At 72.2% G+C, this 20,085-nt stretch carries 20 protein-coding genes; 9 read left to right on the top strand and 11 right to left on the bottom strand.

Annotation, left to right across the window (positions count from 1 at the left end; all coding sequences use genetic code 11):
• The 3 genes from ACIHCM_RS24760 to ACIHCM_RS24750 all read left to right on the top strand — a co-directional run.
• The coding region (locus ACIHCM_RS24760; protein WP_399899622.1) for a hypothetical protein at positions 1 to 546 on the top strand (546 nt) is incomplete at its 5' end.
• Positions 547 to 728: 182 nt separating this feature from the next.
• A complete protein-coding gene (locus tag ACIHCM_RS24755; RefSeq protein ID WP_399899619.1) occupies positions 729 to 1,904 on the top strand; it encodes a 4-hydroxybenzoate 3-monooxygenase in 1,176 nt (391 codons plus the stop codon).
• Between the two features lie 224 nt (positions 1,905 to 2,128).
• Entirely contained in the window at positions 2,129 to 3,031 is a 903-nt protein-coding gene (locus ACIHCM_RS24750; protein ID WP_399899617.1) for a Bax inhibitor-1/YccA family protein, read from the top strand.
• Between the two features lie 95 nt (positions 3,032 to 3,126).
• Here ACIHCM_RS24750 and ACIHCM_RS24745 read toward each other — a convergent pair whose 3' ends face one another.
• Positions 3,127 to 3,354: a DUF4287 domain-containing protein gene (locus ACIHCM_RS24745; protein WP_141311429.1), complete on the bottom strand. Its 228-nt coding sequence runs from the start codon at positions 3,352 to 3,354 to the stop codon at positions 3,127 to 3,129.
• Between the two features lie 94 nt (positions 3,355 to 3,448).
• Here ACIHCM_RS24745 and ACIHCM_RS24740 point away from each other — a divergent pair, with 94 nt between their 5' ends.
• Entirely contained in the window at positions 3,449 to 3,760 is a 312-nt protein-coding gene (locus ACIHCM_RS24740) for a hypothetical protein (RefSeq protein ID WP_393109327.1), read from the top strand.
• 40 nt (positions 3,761 to 3,800) lie between these two features.
• On the opposite strand, the gene ACIHCM_RS24735 is transcribed toward ACIHCM_RS24740, so the two are convergent.
• The 4 genes from ACIHCM_RS24735 to ACIHCM_RS24720 all read right to left on the bottom strand — a co-directional run bounded on the left by ACIHCM_RS24735 (position 3,801) and on the right by ACIHCM_RS24720 (position 8,462).
• Positions 3,801 to 4,580: a hypothetical protein gene (locus ACIHCM_RS24735; protein ID WP_399899873.1), complete on the bottom strand. Its 780-nt coding sequence runs from the start codon at positions 4,578 to 4,580 to the stop codon at positions 3,801 to 3,803.
• 288 nt (positions 4,581 to 4,868) lie between these two features.
• A complete protein-coding gene (locus ACIHCM_RS24730) occupies positions 4,869 to 6,086 on the bottom strand; it encodes an acetyl-CoA C-acetyltransferase (protein WP_399899612.1) in 1,218 nt (405 codons plus the stop codon).
• A 40-nt stretch (positions 6,087 to 6,126) separates the two neighbouring features.
• Positions 6,127 to 7,188 (bottom strand): acyltransferase family protein, encoded by a 1,062-nt coding sequence (locus ACIHCM_RS24725; RefSeq protein WP_399899609.1) that lies wholly within the window; start codon positions 7,186 to 7,188, stop codon positions 6,127 to 6,129.
• A gap of 236 nt (positions 7,189 to 7,424) precedes the next feature.
• Complete coding sequence (locus ACIHCM_RS24720; RefSeq protein ID WP_399899606.1) at positions 7,425 to 8,462, bottom strand: SGNH/GDSL hydrolase family protein; 1,038 nt, start codon at positions 8,460 to 8,462, stop codon at positions 7,425 to 7,427.
• A 214-nt stretch (positions 8,463 to 8,676) separates the two neighbouring features.
• Between ACIHCM_RS24720 and ACIHCM_RS24715 the strand changes: the two genes are divergently transcribed.
• Positions 8,677 to 10,068 carry a cystathionine beta-synthase gene (locus ACIHCM_RS24715; protein ID WP_399899603.1) on the top strand — a complete coding sequence of 464 codons (1,392 nt, stop codon included), beginning with the start codon at positions 8,677 to 8,679 and terminating at the stop codon, positions 10,066 to 10,068.
• Positions 10,069 to 10,408: 340 nt separating this feature from the next.
• Here the strand turns inward: ACIHCM_RS24715 and ACIHCM_RS24710 are convergent, their stop codons facing one another.
• Positions 10,409 to 10,846, bottom strand: coding sequence for a hypothetical protein (locus ACIHCM_RS24710; RefSeq protein WP_399899600.1), 438 nt, complete (start codon positions 10,844 to 10,846; stop codon positions 10,409 to 10,411).
• 234 nt (positions 10,847 to 11,080) lie between these two features.
• On the opposite strand from ACIHCM_RS24710, the gene ACIHCM_RS24705 reads away from it, so the two are divergent.
• From ACIHCM_RS24705 to ACIHCM_RS24695, 3 genes are all read left to right on the top strand, one after another.
• Complete coding sequence (locus tag ACIHCM_RS24705) at positions 11,081 to 12,589, top strand: aromatic amino acid ammonia-lyase (RefSeq protein ID WP_399899597.1); 1,509 nt, start codon at positions 11,081 to 11,083, stop codon at positions 12,587 to 12,589.
• Positions 12,586 to 13,446, top strand: a complete 861-nt coding sequence (locus ACIHCM_RS24700; RefSeq protein WP_399899594.1) for a MurR/RpiR family transcriptional regulator — start codon at positions 12,586 to 12,588, stop codon at positions 13,444 to 13,446. The genes ACIHCM_RS24705 and ACIHCM_RS24700 overlap by 4 nt, the downstream gene beginning before the upstream one ends.
• A 206-nt stretch (positions 13,447 to 13,652) precedes the next feature.
• Complete coding sequence (locus ACIHCM_RS24695; RefSeq protein WP_399899593.1) at positions 13,653 to 14,234, top strand: hypothetical protein; 582 nt, start codon at positions 13,653 to 13,655, stop codon at positions 14,232 to 14,234.
• Between the two features lie 9 nt (positions 14,235 to 14,243).
• Here ACIHCM_RS24695 and ACIHCM_RS24690 read toward each other — a convergent pair whose 3' ends face one another.
• From ACIHCM_RS24690 to ACIHCM_RS24670, 5 genes are all read right to left on the bottom strand, one after another.
• Positions 14,244 to 14,618, bottom strand: coding sequence for a hypothetical protein (locus ACIHCM_RS24690; protein WP_399899590.1), 375 nt, complete (start codon positions 14,616 to 14,618; stop codon positions 14,244 to 14,246).
• 16 nt (positions 14,619 to 14,634) lie between these two features.
• Positions 14,635 to 15,120, bottom strand: coding sequence for a roadblock/LC7 domain-containing protein (locus ACIHCM_RS24685; protein ID WP_399899587.1), 486 nt, complete (start codon positions 15,118 to 15,120; stop codon positions 14,635 to 14,637).
• Between the two features lie 112 nt (positions 15,121 to 15,232).
• Complete coding sequence (locus ACIHCM_RS24680) at positions 15,233 to 16,213, bottom strand: transcriptional regulator (protein ID WP_399899584.1); 981 nt, start codon at positions 16,211 to 16,213, stop codon at positions 15,233 to 15,235.
• Positions 16,210 to 16,647, bottom strand: coding sequence for a hypothetical protein (locus ACIHCM_RS24675; RefSeq protein ID WP_399899582.1), 438 nt, complete (start codon positions 16,645 to 16,647; stop codon positions 16,210 to 16,212). Before ACIHCM_RS24675 ends, ACIHCM_RS24680 begins: the two co-directional genes overlap by 4 nt.
• 147 nt (positions 16,648 to 16,794) lie before the next feature.
• Positions 16,795 to 18,171 (bottom strand): diaminopimelate decarboxylase, encoded by a 1,377-nt coding sequence (locus tag ACIHCM_RS24670; RefSeq protein ID WP_399899580.1) that lies wholly within the window; start codon positions 18,169 to 18,171, stop codon positions 16,795 to 16,797.
• A gap of 198 nt (positions 18,172 to 18,369) precedes the next feature.
• On the opposite strand from ACIHCM_RS24670, the gene hutU reads away from it, so the two are divergent.
• Entirely contained in the window at positions 18,370 to 20,034 is a 1,665-nt protein-coding gene (gene hutU, locus ACIHCM_RS24665; RefSeq protein ID WP_399899577.1) for a urocanate hydratase, read from the top strand.
• Positions 20,035 to 20,085: the final 51 nt, after the last annotated feature.

The raw sequence follows: 20,085 nt of genomic DNA, 5'->3' as shown, positions 1-20,085 counted from the left end.
AAGGACCCCGACGCCGGTGACAAGGACGGCGACAAGGGTCCGGACGGCGGCAAGGACACGGACACCGGTACGGACACCGACACCGGTACGGACACGGACACCGGTACGGACACGGACACGGACACGGACACCGGTACGGACACGGACACGGACACCGGTACCGACACCGGTACGGACACCGACACCGGTACGGACACGGACACCGGTACGGACACGGACACCGACACCGGTACGGACACCGACACTGGTACCGACACCGACACCGACACCGACACCGGTACCGACACCGACACTGGTACCGACACGGACGCGGACACCGGTACCGACACCGACACCGGTACCGACACGGACACCGGTACCGATGACAGCACCGACACGGACACCGGCACCGATGACGGTACCGACGCTGGTACGGACGACGTCCAGGTCGACCCCGGCGCCGGTGACGCGGGCGGCTCCGACAGCGGCGGCGCGGACGACATGGGCGGCGCCGACAGCGGCGGCGACATGGGCGGCTCCGACTCCGGTGAGGGCATGAGCGAATAAGTGAGGGAGAGAGCTTCGAGCCCCCGCCACCGAGAGGTGGCGGGGGCTCGTCCCGTGTGCGCACAGTCGTTGACGCCGGGTGTTCCGACAACGCAGACTGTTGGGTGAAAGGAATTTCACCCAACGAACAACAGCGCCGCCGCCCCAGATGCCCCTGCCGTCCATCCCGAAGGGACCGCCCGATGCGTACGACCGTCGGCATCATCGGAGCCGGCCCGGCCGGCCTGCTGCTCGCGCGGCTGCTGCACCGCGCCGGGATCGACTCCGTCGTGCTGGAGAGCCGGGACCGCGCCTACGTCGAACGGCGGCAGCGGGCCGGAATCCTGGAGCAGGGGACGGCGGACGTACTGCGCGCCGTCGGAGCCGGGGAGCGGATGGACCGCGAGGGGCTCCGCCACGACGGCATCGAACTGCGCTTCGCCCGCCGCCGCCACCGGGTGGACTTCCCCGCCCTGACCGGCGGCCGCTCCGTGATGGTGTACGCGCAGACCGAGGTGTGCAAGGACCTGATCGCCCTCCAGCTGAAGGAGGGTGGTCCGCTGCTGTTCGAGGCGGAGGCGCTGGGGGTCGAGGGCGCGGAGAACGAGCGGCCCCGCGTGCGGTTCCGGTACGAGGGGGTCGAGGACGTGCTGGAGTGCGACTACGTCGTCGGCTGCGACGGCTACTGGGGAGTCGCCCGCAAGGCCGTACCGGCGTCACTCTCCCGTGCGTACGAGCGGACGTACCCCTTCGGATGGCTCGGCATCCTCGCCGACGTGCCGCCCTCCCACGACGAACTGGTCTACGCCCGCCACGACCGCGGCTTCGCCCTGCTGTCCATGCGCTCGCCGTCCGTGTCCCGCCTCTACCTCCAGGTGCCGGACGGCACGGACGCCGGGGAGTGGGACGACGAGGAGATCTGGGCGGAGCTGGAACGGCGCTTCGAGACCGCCGACGGCTGGCAGCTGCGGCGCGGGCCCGTCACCCAGAAGTCGGTGACGCCGATGCGTTCCTTCGTGCACGAACCGATGCGGCACGGGCGGCTCTTCCTCGCCGGTGACGCCGCGCACATCGTGCCGCCGACCGGCGCCAAGGGGCTCAACCTGGCCGTCGGTGACGTCATCACCTTCGCGCGAGCCCTGACCCACCAGCAGGAGACGGGCTCGGCCGGACTGCTCGACGCCTACTCGGAGACCTGCCTGCGCCGCGTCTGGCAGGCCGAGCGGTTCTCGTACGACATGACGACTCTGCTGCACCGGGCGCCCGGTGCCACGGCCTTCGAGGACCGGCTCCAGCTCGCCCGGCTGGAACGGATCGCCGCCTCGCGGGCCGCCGAGACCGACCTGGCGGAGGGGTACACCGGATTCCCGCTGCACTGACCCACCCGGCCGCGCGCACCGGCCGTCCGGTTTGATCACCGGCCGGTTCCGGCCATGTACCGGGTTCGTCAGGAATGACACCCTCCGTCGGCGGGAATCACGCACCCGGTTAGCGTGTTGCTCAGCACGAGGGGGAAAGATCCTCCCCAAGCACTAGGGTCATTCCTTTGCCTGTCTATTACTCTTGAGGCCAAGGCTACGCAGGGTGGCCATGGAGGAGTGAAATGAGGAGCAGCAACCCGGTCTTCTCGCGACGGGGGTTCAGCCGCGACAACGGCCACGCGGGCTTCAACACCGCGCCGCAGGCCGGGGGCGCAGCTGTTGGCACCCAGGGCAACCCGTACGCGCAGGGCAACCCCTACGCCCAGCCCGGCGCCGGTAACCCGTACGCCCAGAACCCGTACGCGCAGCAGGACCTTCAGTACGGCGCGCCGCCGCAGGCGCCCGCCGGCACCGGCCGGATGACGATGGACGACGTCGTCATGCGCTCGGCGATGACGCTCGGCACGGTCGTCGTCGGTGCCGTCCTCGCCTGGGCGCTGCTGCCGGTGTCGTCCAGCAGCTACGGCCTGGCGATCGGCGCCGCGCTCATCGCCTTCGTCCTGGCGATGGTCCAGTCGTTCAAGCGCAAGGCCTCGCCCGCGCTGATCCTGTCCTACGCCGCGTTCGAGGGTGTCTTCCTCGGCGTGATCAGCGAGATGTTCAACACCCGTTGGTCCGGCGCGCCCTTCCAGGCGGTGCTCGGCACCATGGCGGTCACGGGCGCCACGCTGCTCATCTACAAGGCCGGGTGGATCCGCGTCACGGCGCGCTACGCCCGGATCGGCATGGCGATCGCCATCGCCTTCGTCCTGGTCATGGCCGTCAACCTCCTCCTCGTCGCCTTCGGCGTCGCCGAGGACGGCGGACTGCGCAGCATGGGCCCGCTCGGTGCGATCGTCGGCATCATCGCGATCGTGCTCGGCGCGTTCTTCCTGACCCTCGACTTCAAGCAGATCCAGGACGGCATCGCCTACGGTGCCCCGCGCGAGGAGTCCTGGCTGGCCGCCTTCGGCCTGACCCTGACGCTGGTGTGGATCTACATCGAGATGCTCCGTCTGGTCGCCATCTTCAGCGGCGACGACTGACCGGCCCCGCGCGGCGGAACGCCGGCGCGGGACGCGGAAGACACATGAAGGGGCCCCGGGTTCTCCCGGGGCCCTTTTCGCTGTCCGGTGCGCGCTCAGAGCAGTTTGCGCGCGGCCCTCCTCAGGTCGTACTCGTGGATGATCGCCTTCGCGTGGCCGTACGCGAGGTCGTATTCGTGACGCAGCCAGCTGACCTTCTCCTCGAAGCGGAGAGCGGGGCCTTCTTCGACGGTGCGCAGCCAGTCGGAGACTTCACGACCGGTGCAATGGGGGATGCGGGCGAGCAAATTGCGATGGGTCTCCTCGGAGAAGACTTGGGACATCGGCGCCTCCGGATGCAATGGGGTGTAAGCCGGTCCTTCAGGTCACCGTGCCTGAGCGTTCGTCCGTTGGCAACAGTGCGGGTAGCCTGCCGGCGTGGTTGATACGACGCGTCTGATCAGTGCGGTTGATCAATTTGCCGATCGATTGAGGGCGGCGCCGCAGAGCCGGTTGCAGCGGGGGGCCGCGGCGGAGGCGTTGGCGCTGGCCAGAGCGCTGGCCCGGTGGACGCAGTCGGTGGAGGAGCCGGGGAGTGAGCCGCGGGAGATGCCGGACGCGGGGATGTTCGCCGCGGCCGACCAGATCAGTGTCGCGGGGCGTGATCTGGCCGTCGTGCTGACCAGCGAGGCCGAGGTGGAGGAGGCCGTGCGGGTGGTCGCGGAGGCCCAGACGCGGGCGGGGGTCTGACCGAGGGGGACCGGCGTCCCCAGGGTCACCGTCCGCCCGCCTAGAGCGACGCGATGACGCGGTCCGCCAGGATGTACACCGTCTCGCCGCCGCACGTGAAGGTCAGCGTGTACGCGCCCGAGATGCCCGAGCCGCCGAGCAGGGTCGGGGTCTCGCCGGAGCGGAGGGCCGCGGCGAGGCGCTCGGCGGTCTCGCGGTGGCCGGGGGTCATGCAGAGGGTCGTCCCGTCGGCGAAGACGTAGACGTCGAGGGTGCCGAGGGGGCCGGGGCGGACGTCGGTCAGCTCGACGTGGGACGTGGCCAGTTCCTCCAGGACGGACACCGTGCGTTCGTGGTCGCCCACGACCGGTGACGGGGCCGGTGTGAAGTCCGGGTGGGAGGGGTGGCGGCGGCGGGCGGCGGCCAGTTCGGGGGAGTCGCCGGCGAACTCCTCGGGCTCCGCGGCGGCCTCGGACACCGGCTCCAGCGGCTCCAGGCCCGCGAAGTCGGCCTGCCGGGGAAGGAACAGGTCGTTCTCGGTCAGGCCGAGCAGTGACGGCGCGTCGGAGATGTCACGGGCCTCCTGGGCGGCCCAGAAGGCGCGCGCCTCGGCCAGCTCCCGTTCCCGTTCCTCGGCCAGCGCCTCCGCCACGGCGGCGCGTATCTCGTCGGCGTCGGCCGGGGTGCGGGCGGCGGGCAGCAGGGCATGGGCGGCGGCGCGGCCCGCGGCAAGCTCGCCACGCAGGGCCGCGACCTGGCGGCGCAACTGCATGAGGGTGCGCAGGACGGCTACGCCCACGGCGCCTGTGGCGGCCGTGGTGACCAGCAGGGCGATCGGCATGGCGCTCACTGACGTACTCCCGGTTCAAGGTCGACCCCCGACTTCCTACATCAGCTTGATGGGTGAACTAACCAGCTGTCAGTGCGTAACGTCACGAAACGGACAGGTCTTTGGGTCGGATGTTTGGTGTGGAGCAGCCCTGACCTGCGGTGATCCCTGTGGTGAGGGAGATAGGTCACATCCTGGGGGAGATTGGGTCACAAAACGGCCCAGAACCCCGGCGGTTGCGGAGTTCTGGGCCAAGGCGTGACGTGGGGTGCTGCCCCGGTCACAGAGGGGGTGCAGGGATCAGCTGAGGCGCTCGATGACCATCGCCATGCCCTGGCCGCCGCCGACGCACATCGTCTCCAGGCCGAACTGCTTGTCGTGCCACTGCAGGGAGTTGATGAGCGTGCCGGTGATCCGGGCGCCGGTCATACCGAAGGGGTGGCCGACGGCGATGGCGCCGCCGTTGACGTTCAGCTTCTCCAGCGGGATGTTCAGGTCGCGGTAGGAGGGGATCACCTGGGCGGCGAACGCCTCGTTGATCTCGACGAGGTCGATGTCGTCGATGGTCAGGCCGGCGCGGGTGAGGGCCTGCTTGGACGCCTCGACGGGGCCGTAGCCCATGATCTCGGGGGACAGGCCCGAGACGCCGGTGGAGACGATCCGGGCGAGCGGCGTCAGGCCGAGCTCGCGGGCCTTGGTGTCCGACATGATGATCAGGGCCGCGGCGCCGTCGTTGAGCGGGCAGCAGTTGCCGGCGGTGACCAGGCCGTCGGGGCGGAAGACCGGCTTCAGGCCCGCGACGCCCTCCATGGTGACGCCGGCACGCGGGCCGTCGTCCTTGCTGACGACCGTGCCGTCGGGGAGGGTCACCGGGGTGATCTCGCGCTCCCAGAAGCCCTTCTTGATGGCTTCCTCGGCGAGGTTCTGCGAGCGGACGCCGAACTCGTCCATCTCCTGCCGGGTCACGCCCCACTGCCGGGCGAGGTTCTCGGCGGTCTGGCCCATCGCGATGTACGGGTCGGGCAGCAGGCCGTCCTCGCGCGGGTCGTGCCAGGTCGAGCCCTCGGAGTCGGCGACCGCGGCCGTGCGGGCCTCGGCGTCGGCGAAGAGCGGGTTGCGCGCGGTCGGGATGTCGGAGCTGCCGTTGACGAAGCGGGAGACCGTCTCGACGCCGGCCGAGATGAAGACGTCGCCCTCGCCGGCCTTGATGGCGTGCAGGGCCATGCGGGAGGTCTGCAGCGACGAGGAGCAGTAGCGGGTGATCGTGCAGCCCGGCAGGTGGTCCATGCCCATCTGGACGGCGACGATCCGGCCCAGGTTGTGGCCCTGCTCGCCGCCGGGCAGGCCACAGCCGAGCATCAGGTCGTCGATGTCCCCCGGGTCCAGCTCGGGGACCTTGGCGAGGGCGGCCTGGATGATCGTGGCGGTGAGGTCGTCGGGGCGCAGGTCCTTGAGGGAGCCCTTGACGGCGCGGCCGATGGGGGAGCGGGCGGCAGAGACGATCACGGCTTCGGGCATCACGGCTCCAGACGACGTGGGAAGGGGTGCACGGGGGAAGTTACCCGTACGTAGGCTGCCGGTCACCGGCATCGTCGTGTGACGCGGACCTCTTTTCCAAGCGCTTGCTTAGCGTATCGGATGTGTCCGCCGTCGTCTGCTGGGCGGGCAGCGGGGCGAACAGCCAGTCCACCGGCGGCCTGGTCAGCGGCTGCGCCAGCCGGCGCACCAACGGGGACCCGAGCACTGCCGCGAGCAGGACGGCCGCCAGCATCAGACCGGCCAGCTCCAGCGGAGTGTCGGCCCGCTGGATCACGTCGAGCTCCCGCACCGGCAGGATGATCAGCGGATGCAGCAGGTAGATGGTGAAGCCGCCGGCGCCGAGCGCGGAGATCAGCGGGAGCCGCTTCCGCGGCATCACGCGCAGCAGGCACAGCGCGAGGGCCACGGCCGTGGCGAGCAGGGCCAGCCGGATCAGCCAGGCACCTTCGAGGCCGAGCTGGGTGTCGGCGACGTACGGGTGGCGCATGGAGGTCCAGTTGCCCTTGAGCTCGGCGTGCCACAGCCAGGCCGCGGTGAACCAGGCGAGGATGCCGGCCACCGCGACCGGCAGGCTCCAGCGGCTGTCGAACCACTCCCGCAGCATGCCCTGACCCAGCCGCCAGCCGAGGTAGAACAGCGGCAGGTACACGAGGGTCCGGCTGGCCGAGAACAGCAGGTTGAACTCCTCCAGGTACCCCACGCCCAGTGACACGATCGTGGTGATCAGCAGCGGGTGGCGCAGTTGCACGACCAGCGGCAGCAGCAGCCGCCAGAAGAAGAGCGACATCAGGAACCACAGCGTCCACGGCAGCTGGCTGATGTGCAGCCGGAACGGGCTGCCGAGCGCGTACACCTCCAGCGAGTAGAGCAGGCTGCACAGGAGGGCGGGTATCGCGATGTTGTGCAGCAGCGTGCGCAGATGGCGGGTGCCCAGCGGCCCCGCGCTGCTGAAGACCCCGGCGAGGATGACGAACATCGGGACGCGGAAGGCCCAGGTCGCGACGTTGAAGGCGTGCAGCGAGTCATGGCGGCTCATGATGCTGCCGATGGTGTGCAGGACCACGATCAGTGCGGCGGACACGAACCGGGTGTTGTCCCACCAGGGGTCTCGGATCCGGCTCTGGGAGCCTGCGGATCTCGGAAGCGGCTTTTCCATCGCGGCCTTGTGCTCCTGACAGACGCATGACAGTGAAGAGGCAGTGAAGAGGTCACCTTCGTCGCGTCCGGGAGTACGGGGGTTACGCCGGGCGGCTCCTGGGGTGAACGCTGCGTGTACGAAAGGGGATGCGGCCCGGGTGCGGGCCGCATCGGGCGCGGTCAGGGCGGGGACGAGTGGCCCGTCCGCTCCGTCGGGGCGGCGTCGGGCTCCTGCACCCGGCGCCGGCGGCGGCGTTTGAGCAGGGCCCACGGCCCCCGTTGCCCCGTCGGCAGGGCGGCCGTGACCTCCGTGCCCGCCTCGGATGCCGCCTCGGCGGCGGCGCGGGCGACGGGGAGGAAGCCCTCGCGGCGGGAGACGTCCGGGCGCTCCTCCTCCGGCCACAGGCCGAGCGCGGCACAGACCGTCGGCAGGACGGCCATCGCGGCGGTGGCGTAGCCCTCGGCGGAGGGGTGGTAGTTGTCGGGGCCGAACAGCTCCCGCGGGTTCGCGGCGAACTCAGGACCCAGCAGATCGCCCAGCGACACGGTGCGGCCGCCCTGCTCGACGACTCCGATCGTCTGGGCGGCCGCCAGCTGGCGGGAGGCACGTCTGGCCAGCCAGCGCAGCGGCTGCTGCACCGGCTCGATCGTGCCCAGGTCGGGACAGGTGCCGACGACCACCTCGGCGCCGGCGGTGCGCAGCCGCCGTACCGCCGACGACAGGTGGCGCACCGAGCGGGTGGCCGGGATGCGGTTGGTGACGTCATTGGCGCCGACCATGATCACGCAGATGTCCGGGATCCGGTCCTGGTCCGCGAGGGCCAGTGTCACCTGACGGTCCAGGTCGTCGGACATCGCGCCGGGCAGGGCGACGTTGCGCAGGTCCACGCGGCGCTCGGCGACCGCCGCGAGGCCCGAGGCGAGCAGCGCGCCCGGGGTCTGGCCGGCCCGGTGGACGCCCTGGCCGGCGGCGGTGGAATCGCCCAGTATGGCCAGCAGCAGGGGCGGGGCACCCGGGGTGTCGTACGTCTGTCCGTACCGCCCGTCCGCGTTCGGTACGTACGGCGTCGAGCCGTTGCCCACCTGGCGCCGGGCCAGCTGCACCTCGGCCAGCACCAGACCGACGACCGCCGCACCGGCCAGGCCGATGCCGCCACCGCCGTACGCCGCCCCGGCTGCGATGCGCCGGGCCACCCTCGCCCTGGACATCCTCGTCATGCGTCGCCGCCACCTCCTCTCACCCGTACAACCACTCCTTGCCCCGAAGCGAGCCCCCGCCAATCTCAACGACGCGTGAACGCCGGTGACCGGCGCAGGACCCGTCCGGCGGTGTGATCACGCGCTGCGGCTTTCCTGAGGTCCGATCCGGGGGTCAGGCCATAGGCTGGCGGCATCACCCAGACCACTACTTCTGCGGCATCCGGAGACAACGGTGCAGTTCCACGACTCGATGATCAGTCTCGTCGGCAACACCCCGCTGGTGAGGCTCAACAACGTGACCAAGGGCATCAGGGCGACCGTCCTGGCCAAGGTCGAGTACTTCAACCCCGGCGGTTCGGTGAAGGACCGCATCGCCCTGCGCATGATCGAGGCGGCCGAGGAGAGCGGCGCGCTCAAGCCCGGCGGCACCATCGTCGAGCCGACCAGCGGCAACACCGGCGTGGGGCTGGCGATCGTGGCGCAGCAGAAGGGGTACAAGTGCATCTTCGTGTGCCCGGACAAGGTGTCCACGGACAAGATCAACGTGCTGCGGGCGTACGGCGCCGAGGTCGTGGTCTGCCCGACGGCCGTCGATCCCGAGCACCCCGACTCGTACTACAACGTCTCCGACCGGCTGGTGCGTGAGACGCCCAACGCCTGGAAGCCGGACCAGTACTCCAACCCCAACAACCCGCTCTCCCACTACCACTCGACCGGCCCCGAGCTGTGGGAGCAGACCGACGGGCGGATCACCCACTTCGTCGCCGGCGTCGGCACCGGCGGCACCATCTCCGGGACCGGCCGGTACCTCAAGGAGATCAGCGACGGCCGGGTGAAGGTCGTCGGCGCTGACCCCGAGGGCTCGGTGTACTCGGGCGGCTCCGGGCGTCCGTACCTCGTCGAGGGCGTCGGTGAGGACTTCTGGCCGACGGCGTACGACCGCACCGTCGCCGACGAGATCGTCGCCGTGTCCGACAAGGACTCCTTCCAGATGACCCGCCGCCTGGCCAAGGAGGAGGGCCTGCTGGTCGGCGGCTCCTGCGGCATGGCCGTCGTCGCGGCGCTGCGCGTGGCCGAGCGGCTCGGCGAGGACGACGTGGTGGTCGTGCTGCTCCCGGACAGCGGGCGCGGCTACCTCAGCAAGATCTTCAACGACGAGTGGATGGCCGACTACGGCTTCCTCGACGACGCCGGCCCGAGCGCCCGCGTCGGCGACGTGCTGAGCGACAAGGAGGGCGGCGCCATCCCGTCCCTGGTCCACATGCACCCGGACGAGACGGTCGGTCAGGCCATCGACGTGCTGCGCGAGTACGGCGTCTCGCAGATGCCGATCGTCAAGCCGGGCGCCGGGCACCCGGACGTGATGGCCGCCGAGGTCGTGGGCTCGGTCGTGGAACGGGAGCTGCTGGACGCGCTGTTCACCCAGAGCGCCTCGCTCGACGACCCGCTGGAGAAGCACATGTCGGCGCCGCTGCCGCAGGTCGGCTCCGGCGAGCCGGTCGGGGACCTGATGTCCGTGCTCGGTACGGCGGACGCGGCGATCGTCCTGGTGGAGGGCAAGCCGACCGGAGTGATCGGCCGGCAGGACCTGCTGGCCTTCCTGGCCAGGAGCACGAAGAAGTGACGGCGAACCGCCGGTGAACGGGCCGTGAGGGCGGCGAACTCGCGGTGACGTGCGCGTTTGCGGACTTCGCGGAAGTGGTACGAGCGCGTCACGTCCGCGCAGCACCCGCTTAACACGGGTCCGGCACATTGGTGGGTGTCGGCAGGGCGGGAGCGGCTCCCCGCCCGGGCCGGCCCGAACGGCGCCAGGAACCTCCGGAGCGGCTCCCGGACCTCCATGGACGCCACGGACGCGCAAGCCCGGCCCTGACCCGGCCCGCGTCCCTCGCGGGGACCGCCGTCGTCCCGCCCCCCGGCAACGGGGGTGCGGCGGTCCCCGCGCACAACTCTTCCCCGCGAGGTCAGTCCTCCCAGTCGCCGTCCTGCCCGGACTCGCGGCGCCGCCCGCCGAACAGCCCCGGGTTGACCCGGGCCGCCTGGAAGGCGTTCACGCCGACGATGCCGGCCCAGGCGACCAGCAGGCCCGGCAGGCCGGCCACGCCGCCGCCGATCGCGGAGAGCGGCACCGCCAGGACCAGCGAGACGATGCCGAAACCGAAGCGCTCGCCCCAGGAGTCCGTCGGCTTCGGCGAGCGGGCGTCCCGGGCCGTCACCATCTGCTGCTCGGCCAGCCGGCGCCGCAGCCGGCGCTCCACGGCCCCGTCGATGCGCTGCTCGACCTTCTCGAGAAACGAGTCGACCAGCGCGGAGTCGTACTCCTCGCCCAGTTCCCTGCGGGCCTGCAGGGTGGCGTCGAGTTCCTTCTTCAGCTCGGTGTCCCGCGCGTCCATTCCGCTCATGCGCTTCACGGTAGGGAGCGCGGACGCCGGTCGCACTGGGGGTAGCCCCCCTGTCGGCGGCGGGGTCGGCAGGGCCCGCGTCGGACTGGATCATGAGCTGCCCTTGCCCGCCCTGTATAACGTCATGCAGAGTTCTTGATGTCTGAATAGGTCGTCGATGCTCCGGCGTCATCCGTCATCACGGATGACCGGCAGGCGAGAACAGGTTTCCGGGTTGAGGAGGGTTTGCGCGTGATGTCGTCCCGGATCGTGGACACTCCGGCGGGCAATGTGACCGCCCTCGTGGTGCTGGACGGACGCGGGACGGGCGTCGCGGACGTCGTCCGGCTCGCCGACGGAGCCGCGCGGCCGGTGCCGGGGACCGAGGCGATGAAGCGCGCGGAGGAGTCCTGGGACGCCGCCCGCGTGATCGCCGCGACCGGGCGCGTGTACGGCCGGTCCACCGGAGTCGGCGCCAACCGGAACGAGGACGTGCCGACCGAGGCCGCCGCCGCGCACGGGCTGCGGCTGCTGCGCAGCCACGCCGGAGCCATCGGTGAGGAGCTGCCCGCGCGGCAGGTGCGGGCGATGCTCGCCGTCCGGGCCAACCAGCTGCTGGCGGGCGGCGCGGGGCTGAGGCCGTCCGTGGTCACCGCGTTGTGCGAGGCGCTGGACTCCGGGGCCTACCCGGTGGTCAACGAGTTCGGCTCGGTCGGCACCGGCGACATCGCCGCGCTGGCCCAGATGGGGCTCGCGCTGGCCGGCGAACACCCCTGGCGGGGAACGGGCGCCCCCGAGGCGCAGCCACTGGACAACAACGACGCGCTCGCACTGATCAGCAGCAACGCCCTCACCCTCGGCCAGTCCGCGCTCGCCCTGCACGAACTGCGCGGCCTGCTCGCCGCCACCCAGGTCGTGGCCGCCCTGTCCCTGCTGGCCGTGGACGGCTCGCACGAGGCCTACGCCGCTCCCGTGCACGCCGCCCGCCCGCACCGCGGCACCGCCGACGTCGCCCGCCGGATGCGGCAGCTGATCGGCGCCGCCGACCGGCCGCACCCGCCGCTCGGACGGCTCCAGGACCCGTACGGCTTCCGCTGCCTGCCCCAGATACACGGCCCCGCGCACGACGCCGCCGACGCCCTGGAGGACGTGCTCACCGTGGAGATCAACGCGGCCGCCGAGAACCCGCTGATCTCACCCGAGGACCTGGCCGCCTACCACCACGGCGGCTTCTACCAGGCCCAACTCGCCCTCGCCCTGGACCACTTCCGGCTGGCCATAACTCAGGTGGCGCGCCTGTCCACGTCCCGGCTGTCGACGCTCAACGAGCCCGCCTACACCCGTCTGCGCCCCTTCCTCGCCGACCACGAGCCGGCCTCCTCCGGCGTGATGATCCTGGAGTACGCCGCCGGGGCCGCCCTGGGTGATCTGCGGGCCTTCTCCGCGCCCGCGTCGCTCGGCCACGCTGTACTCTCCCGAGGCGTCGAGGAACAGGCCAGTTTCGCCTCGCTCGCCGCACGTCAGACACTACGCGCGTGCGACGCGTACCGTCTCGTCGTCGGCTGCGAACTCGTCGCCGCCGTACGGGCGTTGCGCCAGCGCGACCTGCGCCCCGAACCGGACCTGCCGGTGGGCCGGGCGCTGGCGCTCGCCGAGTCGGTGCTGGACGCGGACCCGGCCGACCGGCCGCTCACGCACGACGTGACGGCGGCGGCCGGCCTGCTCGACCGGTTCACGGACATCTGGAGGGGGAGCACGTCATGAGCGGGGACATGAACACCGGGGGGCCGGAGAGCCCGGCCGCGCGGTTGCAGGCGTTGTTCGAGGGGCACCGGCTGACACCGACACAGCGGCGCATCGCGCACAGCATGGTGCGGCGCGCCGCCGACGTGCCGTTCCTGTCCAGTGTCGAGCTGGCCGAACTCGCCGGGGTCAGCCAGCCGTCGGTCACCCGCTTCGCGGTCGCCCTCGGCTTCGACGGCTACCCGGCACTGCGCCGGCACCTGCGTGAGGTCGCGCCCGTCGAGCAGCCGGCGGACGCGGCGTCGTACAACGAGTACCAGCAGGCCGTCGAGGCCGAGATCGAGAACCTCAGGCACCTCGCCGAACTGCTCGCCGATCCCCGCCCCGTGCGGGAGGCCGGGCGGCTGCTGGCCGCCTCCCGCCCGCTGCCGGTGCTGGGACTGCGGGCGGCGGCCTCCCAGGCCTACGGGTTCGCCTATTTCGCGGCCAAGGTCCATCCGGACGTCCGGCTGCTCCACGAAGGCGGCACCATGATCCACGACCGGATCGACGGGACCGTACGGGCCGGCGCCTCGGCGCTGCTGTGCTTCGCGCTGCCCCGGCACCCCCGCGAGGTCGTGGACACGCTGGCGTACGCCAAGGAGGCCGGGCTGACGGTGGTCACCGTCGCCGACTCGGCGTTCGCGCCGGTCGCGAAGGTGTCCGACCTGCTGCTGCCCGCCGCCGTCGGCACCGGGCTCGCCTTCGACACGGCGTGCGCGCCGATGCTGCTGGGGCGGGTGCTGCTGGAGGCGATGTGCGACGACCTGCCGGACGCGCAGGCGCGGCTGGAGGAGTTCGACGCGCGGGCGGCCGCGCGGGGGCTGTTCGTGGAGTGAGCCAGGTGAGTGGCCGGCGCCGGCAGCGGGACCGGAAGGTGGCCGCCGGTGGCCGCCGCCCGCGGGCCTGCGCCGCCGCGCAGACCGCACGCCCCGGACCGCGCCCTGCCCGTCCCGCGACTTCTCAGACTCGTCTCACGTTGCCTCGCTAGCCTGCCTGTTCCAAGGACCCGGTACGGCAAGGGACAGGGGACGGGAGGCGGGACATGGTGCGCGGAGGTCAGGGACTGGCCCGGGTGGCCTGCGTCGTGCGGGCGGGGGCCGCGCCGCTGTGGTGGCTCGGGGTGTGCGCGGCCGGTGCCGGGGTGCTGGTGCCGGGACTGACGGGGCGCCGGATCGGTGTGCTGGCCGGGGCGGTGCTGTTCGTCCTGGCGGCGGCCCTGGTGGCGTACCCGCGCCGCAAGCGGTACGCCGCCCTCGCCCGCGGCGCCGCCCGGGCCGCCAAGCACGACGTGCTCCAGGACCGCGCCGTGACCGTGCGCAACTGGCGGCGCGGCCACCGCTGGTGGCTGCTGCTCGCCTTCCTCGCCGCGCTGGGCGGCTCGTTCGCCGCACCCGCCGCCGGCGGCATGCTGCTCGCCGGATGCGGTGCGGGGCTGTGGCTGAAGGCGGCGTGGCTCGGGCGGCGGGAGCGGGCCGGCGAGGCGCTGCTGTGGGTGCGCGTCGACTGGCTGCGCCGCGGTGGCCGCCCGGCCGGCAAGGCCGTCAAGGCGTACCGCAGTACAGGCGTCGCGGCGGGCGACGCGGCACCGGGTGGCTCGCGTCGCCGTACCGCCGCGCCGGTCTGAGCGGCGTTCTCAGACCTCGAGTTCCGCCTCGATCCGCCGCAACTGGTGGCGGGCCATCGCGAGGTTGGCGCGCTTGGCGTCGAGGGCGAGGTACAGGAAGAGCCCGTTGCCGCCGCGGCCGCTGAGCAGGCGGATCAGGTGGTACTGGTCGGTCAGGGTGATCAGGATGTCCTCGATCTGGCCCTTGAGCCCGAGGTGCTCCATCGTGCGCATCTTGGCGCGGACCACGTCGGTGTTGCCGGCGGCGGCGACGTTGAGGTCGAAGGTCTTGCTGCCGCCCATCGTGCCCAGCGCCATGCCGGTGGTGTAGTCGACGAGGGCGACGCCGGTGGCGCCCTCGATCGAGGTGAGGGCTTCCTTCAGGGTGATCTCGGTGTTGGCCATGGTGGTGGTGTTCCTCTCAGCTTTCCGTGGTGGTGGGTGTGTTCGTGGGGGTGCGGGGAGTCCGGCGGACGGGCTTCTGCCGCGTCGTGGGGGCCGTCTCGGGCTTCGCCGGGAGTGCGAGCGGGGCCGGTGGGAGGGCGTCGACCAACTCCCCGATACGGGCGCCGGTGCGGCGGCCCTCCAGGTGCAGCCGGCCGACGTTGACACGGTCCTCGGCGAGCAGCGTCAGCACGGCGGTGTGACCCGCGGAGTACGTCGCCACATAGCCGCGCATGCCACGCACCAGCACCTCGCGCAGGTCCCCCCGGCCGGTCGCGTCCGTGACCCGTACCGCGACGCCGAGCGCGGCGGCGGTCAGCGCGGCGAGCCCCTCCGGCTCCACGCCAGGGGTGTCATGGGCGATGACCAGGCCGTCCACGCTGGCGGCGAGGGCGCCGGTCAGCTGGGGGACGCGGGCTCTCAGCCGGTGCAGTTCGTCGAGGATCGGGGGTTCCACCGCCATCAGGGCTCTCCTCTCGGCGGGCGGTCGAGGCGGTTGCCGTGGTGTCGCATGTCGTGGTGCGAGCTGTCCCGGCGCCGGCGGTGCCTGCGCGGGCTGTCGCGGTTGCTGCCGTTCAAAGGGCCTCCAGCGCATCCCTGACCCTCTTCAGCAGTGCGATGTCGGGGTGCTCGGCGGGGAGCGGCCCGAGGGGGATGCTCGTCGTGCGGGCGGGCGTACGGGGCGGGAGAGCACCGGCAGGTGCGGCGCCGACGGGGGCCGGGTGGCCCTGGGCGCCGGGCACGTGCTGTGCGGGGCCGGCGGGATCGGGATGTCCGGGAGCGGCGGGATCACCCGGCGTCCGGTGCTCCGGCCAGGAACCGCCGTCCCTGGCCGGGTGTGGCGTGCGGGGTGCCACCAGGCCGGCCGCCGCCAGACGGCGTACGGACACCAGGGTGTGGAAGGCCGGTCTGCCCAGGTCGCGGGCGATGTCCGTGGCCGTGCGCAGGCCGTCCACACGGGCCAGGACCGCGCTCTGGCGGGGCGGCACCACCGGGGCCGCCGCGGTGTCGAGCCGTTCCAGGGGAGCGCTGTCGGTCGCCGGGTCCGGCCAGATGCGGTGCAGCAGGGCGCGGCGGCGCAGGGTTTCGTGTTCGACGGAACCGACCGGGACCGGGTGCACCGCACCGAGCCAGTGCGTGGGGCCGTACCGGAAGCGCCCCGGCGTGCTGCTGGGCGCGAGGGCGAAGTAGGCGGCGTCGTAGAGCGCGCTCAGGTGGCACAGCTCGAGCGCGCCCGGCGCGAGCCGGCCGCCGTCGAGGAGGGCGCGGTCGGCGCCGTCCGGCTGGTCGGCCCGGGCGACGGCGTCCTGCCAGTCCCGGGCGTCGAGGGTGCCGTGGGCCGTGAGGAGGATGTCCAGGCCGGGCGCGAGAGGGCTCTCGGCGTGCACCACCCGGCCCTCGGCGAGGTACAGGGTGCCGCTCGCGCGGACCAGGACGCCGGTGGCGCGCTCGGCCGCGAGGCGGGTGAGCATCGGGGAGACGCCGCCGGTCCGGTGCCGGGCCGCCTTGTCGCGTATCGGCAGTCTGGGGGGCGGGGTCGTGCCGACCATGGTCATCCCAGCACCAGCCGTCCGGCCATCTCGCCCAGCCGGATCCGGGCCAGCGCGAGGTTGCCGTCCGCCCGGCCCAGCCACAGGTGCAGGAAGACGCTGCTGTCGAACGACGTGCGCACGAACCGCAGGACGTGGTAGCTGTCCCGGTTGCTGAGAATCAGGTCCTCGACCGGCGGATCGGCCGCATCCGACCCGTCCTCGCCGGTCCGCCCGTCCTCGCCGCCCTCGCCGTCCGCGTCGCTCCCGGGCGCGAACGCCCGCTGCTCGGCGGCCAGCCGGGCCAGCTCCGCGGCCTCGGCGGCCGCCGCCTCGTGGTCACCGCCCGGCGCCTCGCCGACGGTGCCCAGTGCCAGTCCGCTCGTCCAGTCGACCAGCGCGGCCCCCCGGGCGCCGGGCAGCCGCATGGCTTCCAGTAAGCACTCGTCGATTCCGGGCACCCTGGACTCCCCTCCTGCCTGGGTTCGGCTGAGTGACCCAGAGACTACGCAACGTGTGTGCGGCAGGTGAGCGTTCTGGCATTTTCCGGTGGAACATGCGGCGAGTGGCTAATGTGGGTCAACTGTCGCCGTTTCCCGGCAAGTTGATCATCCCTGCGGGAGTGCGGGAAGCGCGCTCAATGTGCCCGCGTGCGCCCCGCCGGACTCGGCCACGATCTCGTCGAGCGTCTGCGGGGTGCGTACGGTCGCGAAGGTCACGCCCCCCACGCCGTCCGGGACGAAACCGTAGACACCGGGGCGGGCCAGAGAGTTGTACGCGTAGTGGTGCGCGAAGTAGTACGCGCCCGTGTCCAGCGCCGCCGCGTAGTCACCCTGCTCCAGCAGCGGCAGCTCGTGGCCCTCGGCCAGCAGGTCGCCCGCGAAACAGGCCGGTCCCGCCACGTCCTGCACCATCGGCGTACCCTCCTTCGGCCGCCCCTTGCCGTCGTACGCGGCGATCCGCAGGGGCCACGACCCCGGCGCGTACACCGTCCGCGTCGCCACCTGCACGCCCGCGTGCGTCACCGCCACCGGCCGGCCGCCCGCGCTCTTGGCGTACTCCACCCGCGCCACCACCGTCCCGTGCTTGGCCAGCAGCGACCGCCCGAACTCGGTGACCAGCCCGTACCGCCCGTCGAACAGACCCGGCACCGCCTCCTTCAGCATCCGCGCGTACTGCGCGTACGTCGGTGTCGTCGTCTCCGAGGCGAAGTTCACCGGCAGCCCGCCGCCGATGTCGAGCGTGTCGACCTGCGGCCGCCCGATCCGCCGGTTGATCTCCTCCGCCAGCGCGTACGTCGCCGCCACGCCCTCGGTCATGCGGGACAGCGGGATGCCCTGCGACCCGGTGTGCGAGTGCAGCCGCGTCAGCCAGGGACGCTCGGCGTACGCCCGTATCACCCACTCGCGCGCCCCCTCGTCCCGCAGTGCCACGCCGAACTTCGAGGTCGCCGTGGCGGTGGACAGCGCCTCGATGGAACCACCGCCGACCTGCGGGTTCACCCGGATCCCGATCGGGGACCGGCTCGGCGCCGACCGCATCAGGGCGTCGAGGCGGGCCAGCTCCTGCGGGTTGTCCGCGTTGACGGCGATGCCCAGCGCCAGCGCCTGGCGCAGCTCCGCCGGGGTCTTCGCGGGCGAGTCCAGTACCGTCCGCTCGGGCGCCACCCCGGCCGCCCTGGCCAGTTCCAGCTCACCCGGGCTGGCCACCTCGGCGCCGATGCCCTCGTCACGCAGCAGCCGCAGCACCGGGACCAGCGGGGACGCCTTCACGGCGAAGGCGTGCAGCACGGGCGTGCCGGGCGCCGTCACCGCGTCGAACGCCGCGCGCAGCTCCGCCGCCGACTCCCGGATGCCGGTGACGTCGAGCAGCCCGGCAAGGGGGGCGTCCGGGCCCAGCAGCCCTTGCTCCACGGCGGCCCGCACCGCCTCGTCACGCCGCGCGGCCCGCTCATCGCCCGCCCGGTCTTCGGGGACGTGGCCCATGTGGCTCCCCGTCCTGTCGGTAACCCTGTCGCTTCGCTGCCCGTGGTCCATGCATCAAGCCAAACATCCGTGCCGGCGATGTGTCGGGGCACCCCTCTATTGACTAGCTCTATTCATCTCGCCAGGATGTGAATAGACGCAGCAACATCGGCAACAGCCCGCAGGGACCCCGCGAGAGCCATCACCAGGAGGCAGACCATGTCAGGACCCCGCCCCGTACGCGCGCCCCGCGGAAACCGGCCGAGCGCTCTGGGCTGGCAGCAGGAAGCCGCCCTGCGGATGCTGCAGAACAACCTCGACCCCGAGGTCGCGGAACACCCCGACAAGCTCGTCGTCTACGGCGGCACGGGCAAGGCGGCGCGGGACTGGCGGTCCTTCGACGCGATGGTGCGCACGCTGCGCGGGCTGAAGCAGGACGAGACGATGCTCGTCCAGTCCGGCCGCCCCGTCGGCGTCATGCAGACCCACGAGTGGGCGCCGCGTGTCCTCATCGCCAACTCCAACCTCGTCGGCGACTGGGCCAACTGGGAGGAGTTCCGCCGCCTGGAGGCCCTCGGCCTGACCATGTACGGGCAGATGACCGCCGGTTCCTGGATCTACATCGGCACCCAGGGCATCCTTCAGGGCACCTACGAGACCTTCGCCGCCGTCGCCGCGAAGAAGTTCGGCGGCTCGCTGGCCGGGACGATCACCCTGACGGCCGGGCTCGGCGGCATGGGCGGCGCCCAGCCGCTCGCCGTGACCATGAACGACGGCGTCGCGATCTGCGTCGACTGCGACCCGCGGGCCATCGAGCGCCGCATCGAGCACCGTTACCTGGATGTGCGGGCCGACTCCCTCGACCACGCCCTCCAGCTCGCCACCGAGGCCCGCGACGCGCGCCGCCCGCTGTCCGTCGGAGTCCTCGGCAACGCCGCCGAACTCGTCCCGCAACTGCTGGCCATGGGCGCCCCCATCGACATCGTGACCGACCAGACATCGGCGCACGACCCGCTGGCGTACCTGCCGCTGGGCGTCGGGTTCGACGAGATGGCGTCCTACGCGGCGAAGGACCCGGCGGGCTTCACCACGCGGGCCCGCGAGTCCATGGCCCGGCACGTCGAGGCGATGGTGGGCTTCATGGACGCCGGCGCCGAGGTGTTCGACTACGGCAACTCCATTCGTGGCGAGGCCCAGCTCGCCGGATACGACCGCGCGTTCGCCTTCCCCGGGTTCGTCCCCGTCTACATCCGCCCGCTGTTCTGCGAGGGCAAGGGCCCCTTCCGCTGGGCGGCGCTGTCCGGCGACCCGGCCGACATCGCCCGGACCGACAAGGCGATCCTCGACCTCTTCCCGGAGAACGAGTCCCTGGCCCGCTGGATCAGGATGGCCGGCGAGCGGGTCCACTTCCAGGGCCTGCCCGCCCGGATCTGCTGGCTCGGGTACGGCGAGCGGGACAAGGCCGGCGAGCGGTTCAACGACATGGTCGCGAGCGGGGAGCTGGCCGCGCCGATCGTCATCGGGCGCGACCACCTCGACTGCGGCTCCGTCGCCTCCCCCTACCGCGAGACCGAGGCCATGCGCGACGGTTCCGACGCGATCGCCGACTGGCCGCTGCTGAACGCGATGGTGAACGTCGCGTCGGGCGCGTCCTGGGTCTCCCTGCACCACGGCGGCGGCGTCGGCATGGGCCGGTCGATCCACGCCGGCCAGGTGACGGTGGCCGACGGCACGCCGCTGGCCGGCGAGAAGATCCGCCGGGTCCTCACCAACGACCCCGGGATGGGCGTCATCCGGCATGTCGACGCGGGCTACGACATCGCCGAGTCGGTGGCGTCGGAGCGGGGCGTACGGGTGCCGATGCGTGAGGGTGACCAGGCGTGACGCGTGACGAGGGCGAACAGGGCGACGGCGCGGTGACGACCGGCGGTCCGT

Origin of the sequence: Streptomyces sp. NPDC052023, assembly GCF_044548465.1 — a bacterium.
GTDB lineage: Bacteria > Actinomycetota > Actinomycetes > Streptomycetales > Streptomycetaceae > Streptomyces.
This window is presented reverse-complemented; position numbering and strand designations above follow the sequence as displayed.

Bases quoted from the DNA above. Each gene is read 5' to 3' on its own strand.
- ACIHCM_RS24755 (WP_399899619.1), top strand. From the start codon at position 729: ATGCGTACGACCGTCGGCATCATCGGAGCCGGCCCGGCCGGCCTGCTG.
- ACIHCM_RS24750 (WP_399899617.1), top strand. From the start codon at position 2,129: ATGAGGAGCAGCAACCCGGTCTTCTCGCGACGGGGGTTCAGCCGCGAC.
- ACIHCM_RS24745 (WP_141311429.1), bottom strand. From the start codon at position 3,354: ATGTCCCAAGTCTTCTCCGAGGAGACCCATCGCAATTTGCTCGCCCGC.
- ACIHCM_RS24735 (WP_399899873.1), bottom strand. From the start codon at position 4,580: ATGCCGATCGCCCTGCTGGTCACCACGGCCGCCACAGGCGCCGTGGGC.
- ACIHCM_RS24730 (WP_399899612.1), bottom strand. From the start codon at position 6,086: ATGCCCGAAGCCGTGATCGTCTCTGCCGCCCGCTCCCCCATCGGCCGC.
- ACIHCM_RS24720 (WP_399899606.1), bottom strand. From the start codon at position 8,462: ATGACGAGGATGTCCAGGGCGAGGGTGGCCCGGCGCATCGCAGCCGGG.
- ACIHCM_RS24710 (WP_399899600.1), bottom strand. From the start codon at position 10,846: ATGAGCGGAATGGACGCGCGGGACACCGAGCTGAAGAAGGAACTCGAC.
- ACIHCM_RS24705 (WP_399899597.1), top strand. From the start codon at position 11,081: ATGTCGTCCCGGATCGTGGACACTCCGGCGGGCAATGTGACCGCCCTC.
- ACIHCM_RS24700 (WP_399899594.1), top strand. From the start codon at position 12,586: ATGAGCGGGGACATGAACACCGGGGGGCCGGAGAGCCCGGCCGCGCGG.
- ACIHCM_RS24695 (WP_399899593.1), top strand. From the start codon at position 13,653: ATGGTGCGCGGAGGTCAGGGACTGGCCCGGGTGGCCTGCGTCGTGCGG.
- ACIHCM_RS24690 (WP_399899590.1), bottom strand. From the start codon at position 14,618: ATGGCCAACACCGAGATCACCCTGAAGGAAGCCCTCACCTCGATCGAG.
- ACIHCM_RS24685 (WP_399899587.1), bottom strand. From the start codon at position 15,120: ATGGCGGTGGAACCCCCGATCCTCGACGAACTGCACCGGCTGAGAGCC.
- ACIHCM_RS24680 (WP_399899584.1), bottom strand. From the start codon at position 16,213: ATGACCATGGTCGGCACGACCCCGCCCCCCAGACTGCCGATACGCGAC.
- ACIHCM_RS24670 (WP_399899580.1), bottom strand. From the start codon at position 18,171: ATGGGCCACGTCCCCGAAGACCGGGCGGGCGATGAGCGGGCCGCGCGG.
- hutU (WP_399899577.1), top strand. From the start codon at position 18,370: ATGTCAGGACCCCGCCCCGTACGCGCGCCCCGCGGAAACCGGCCGAGC.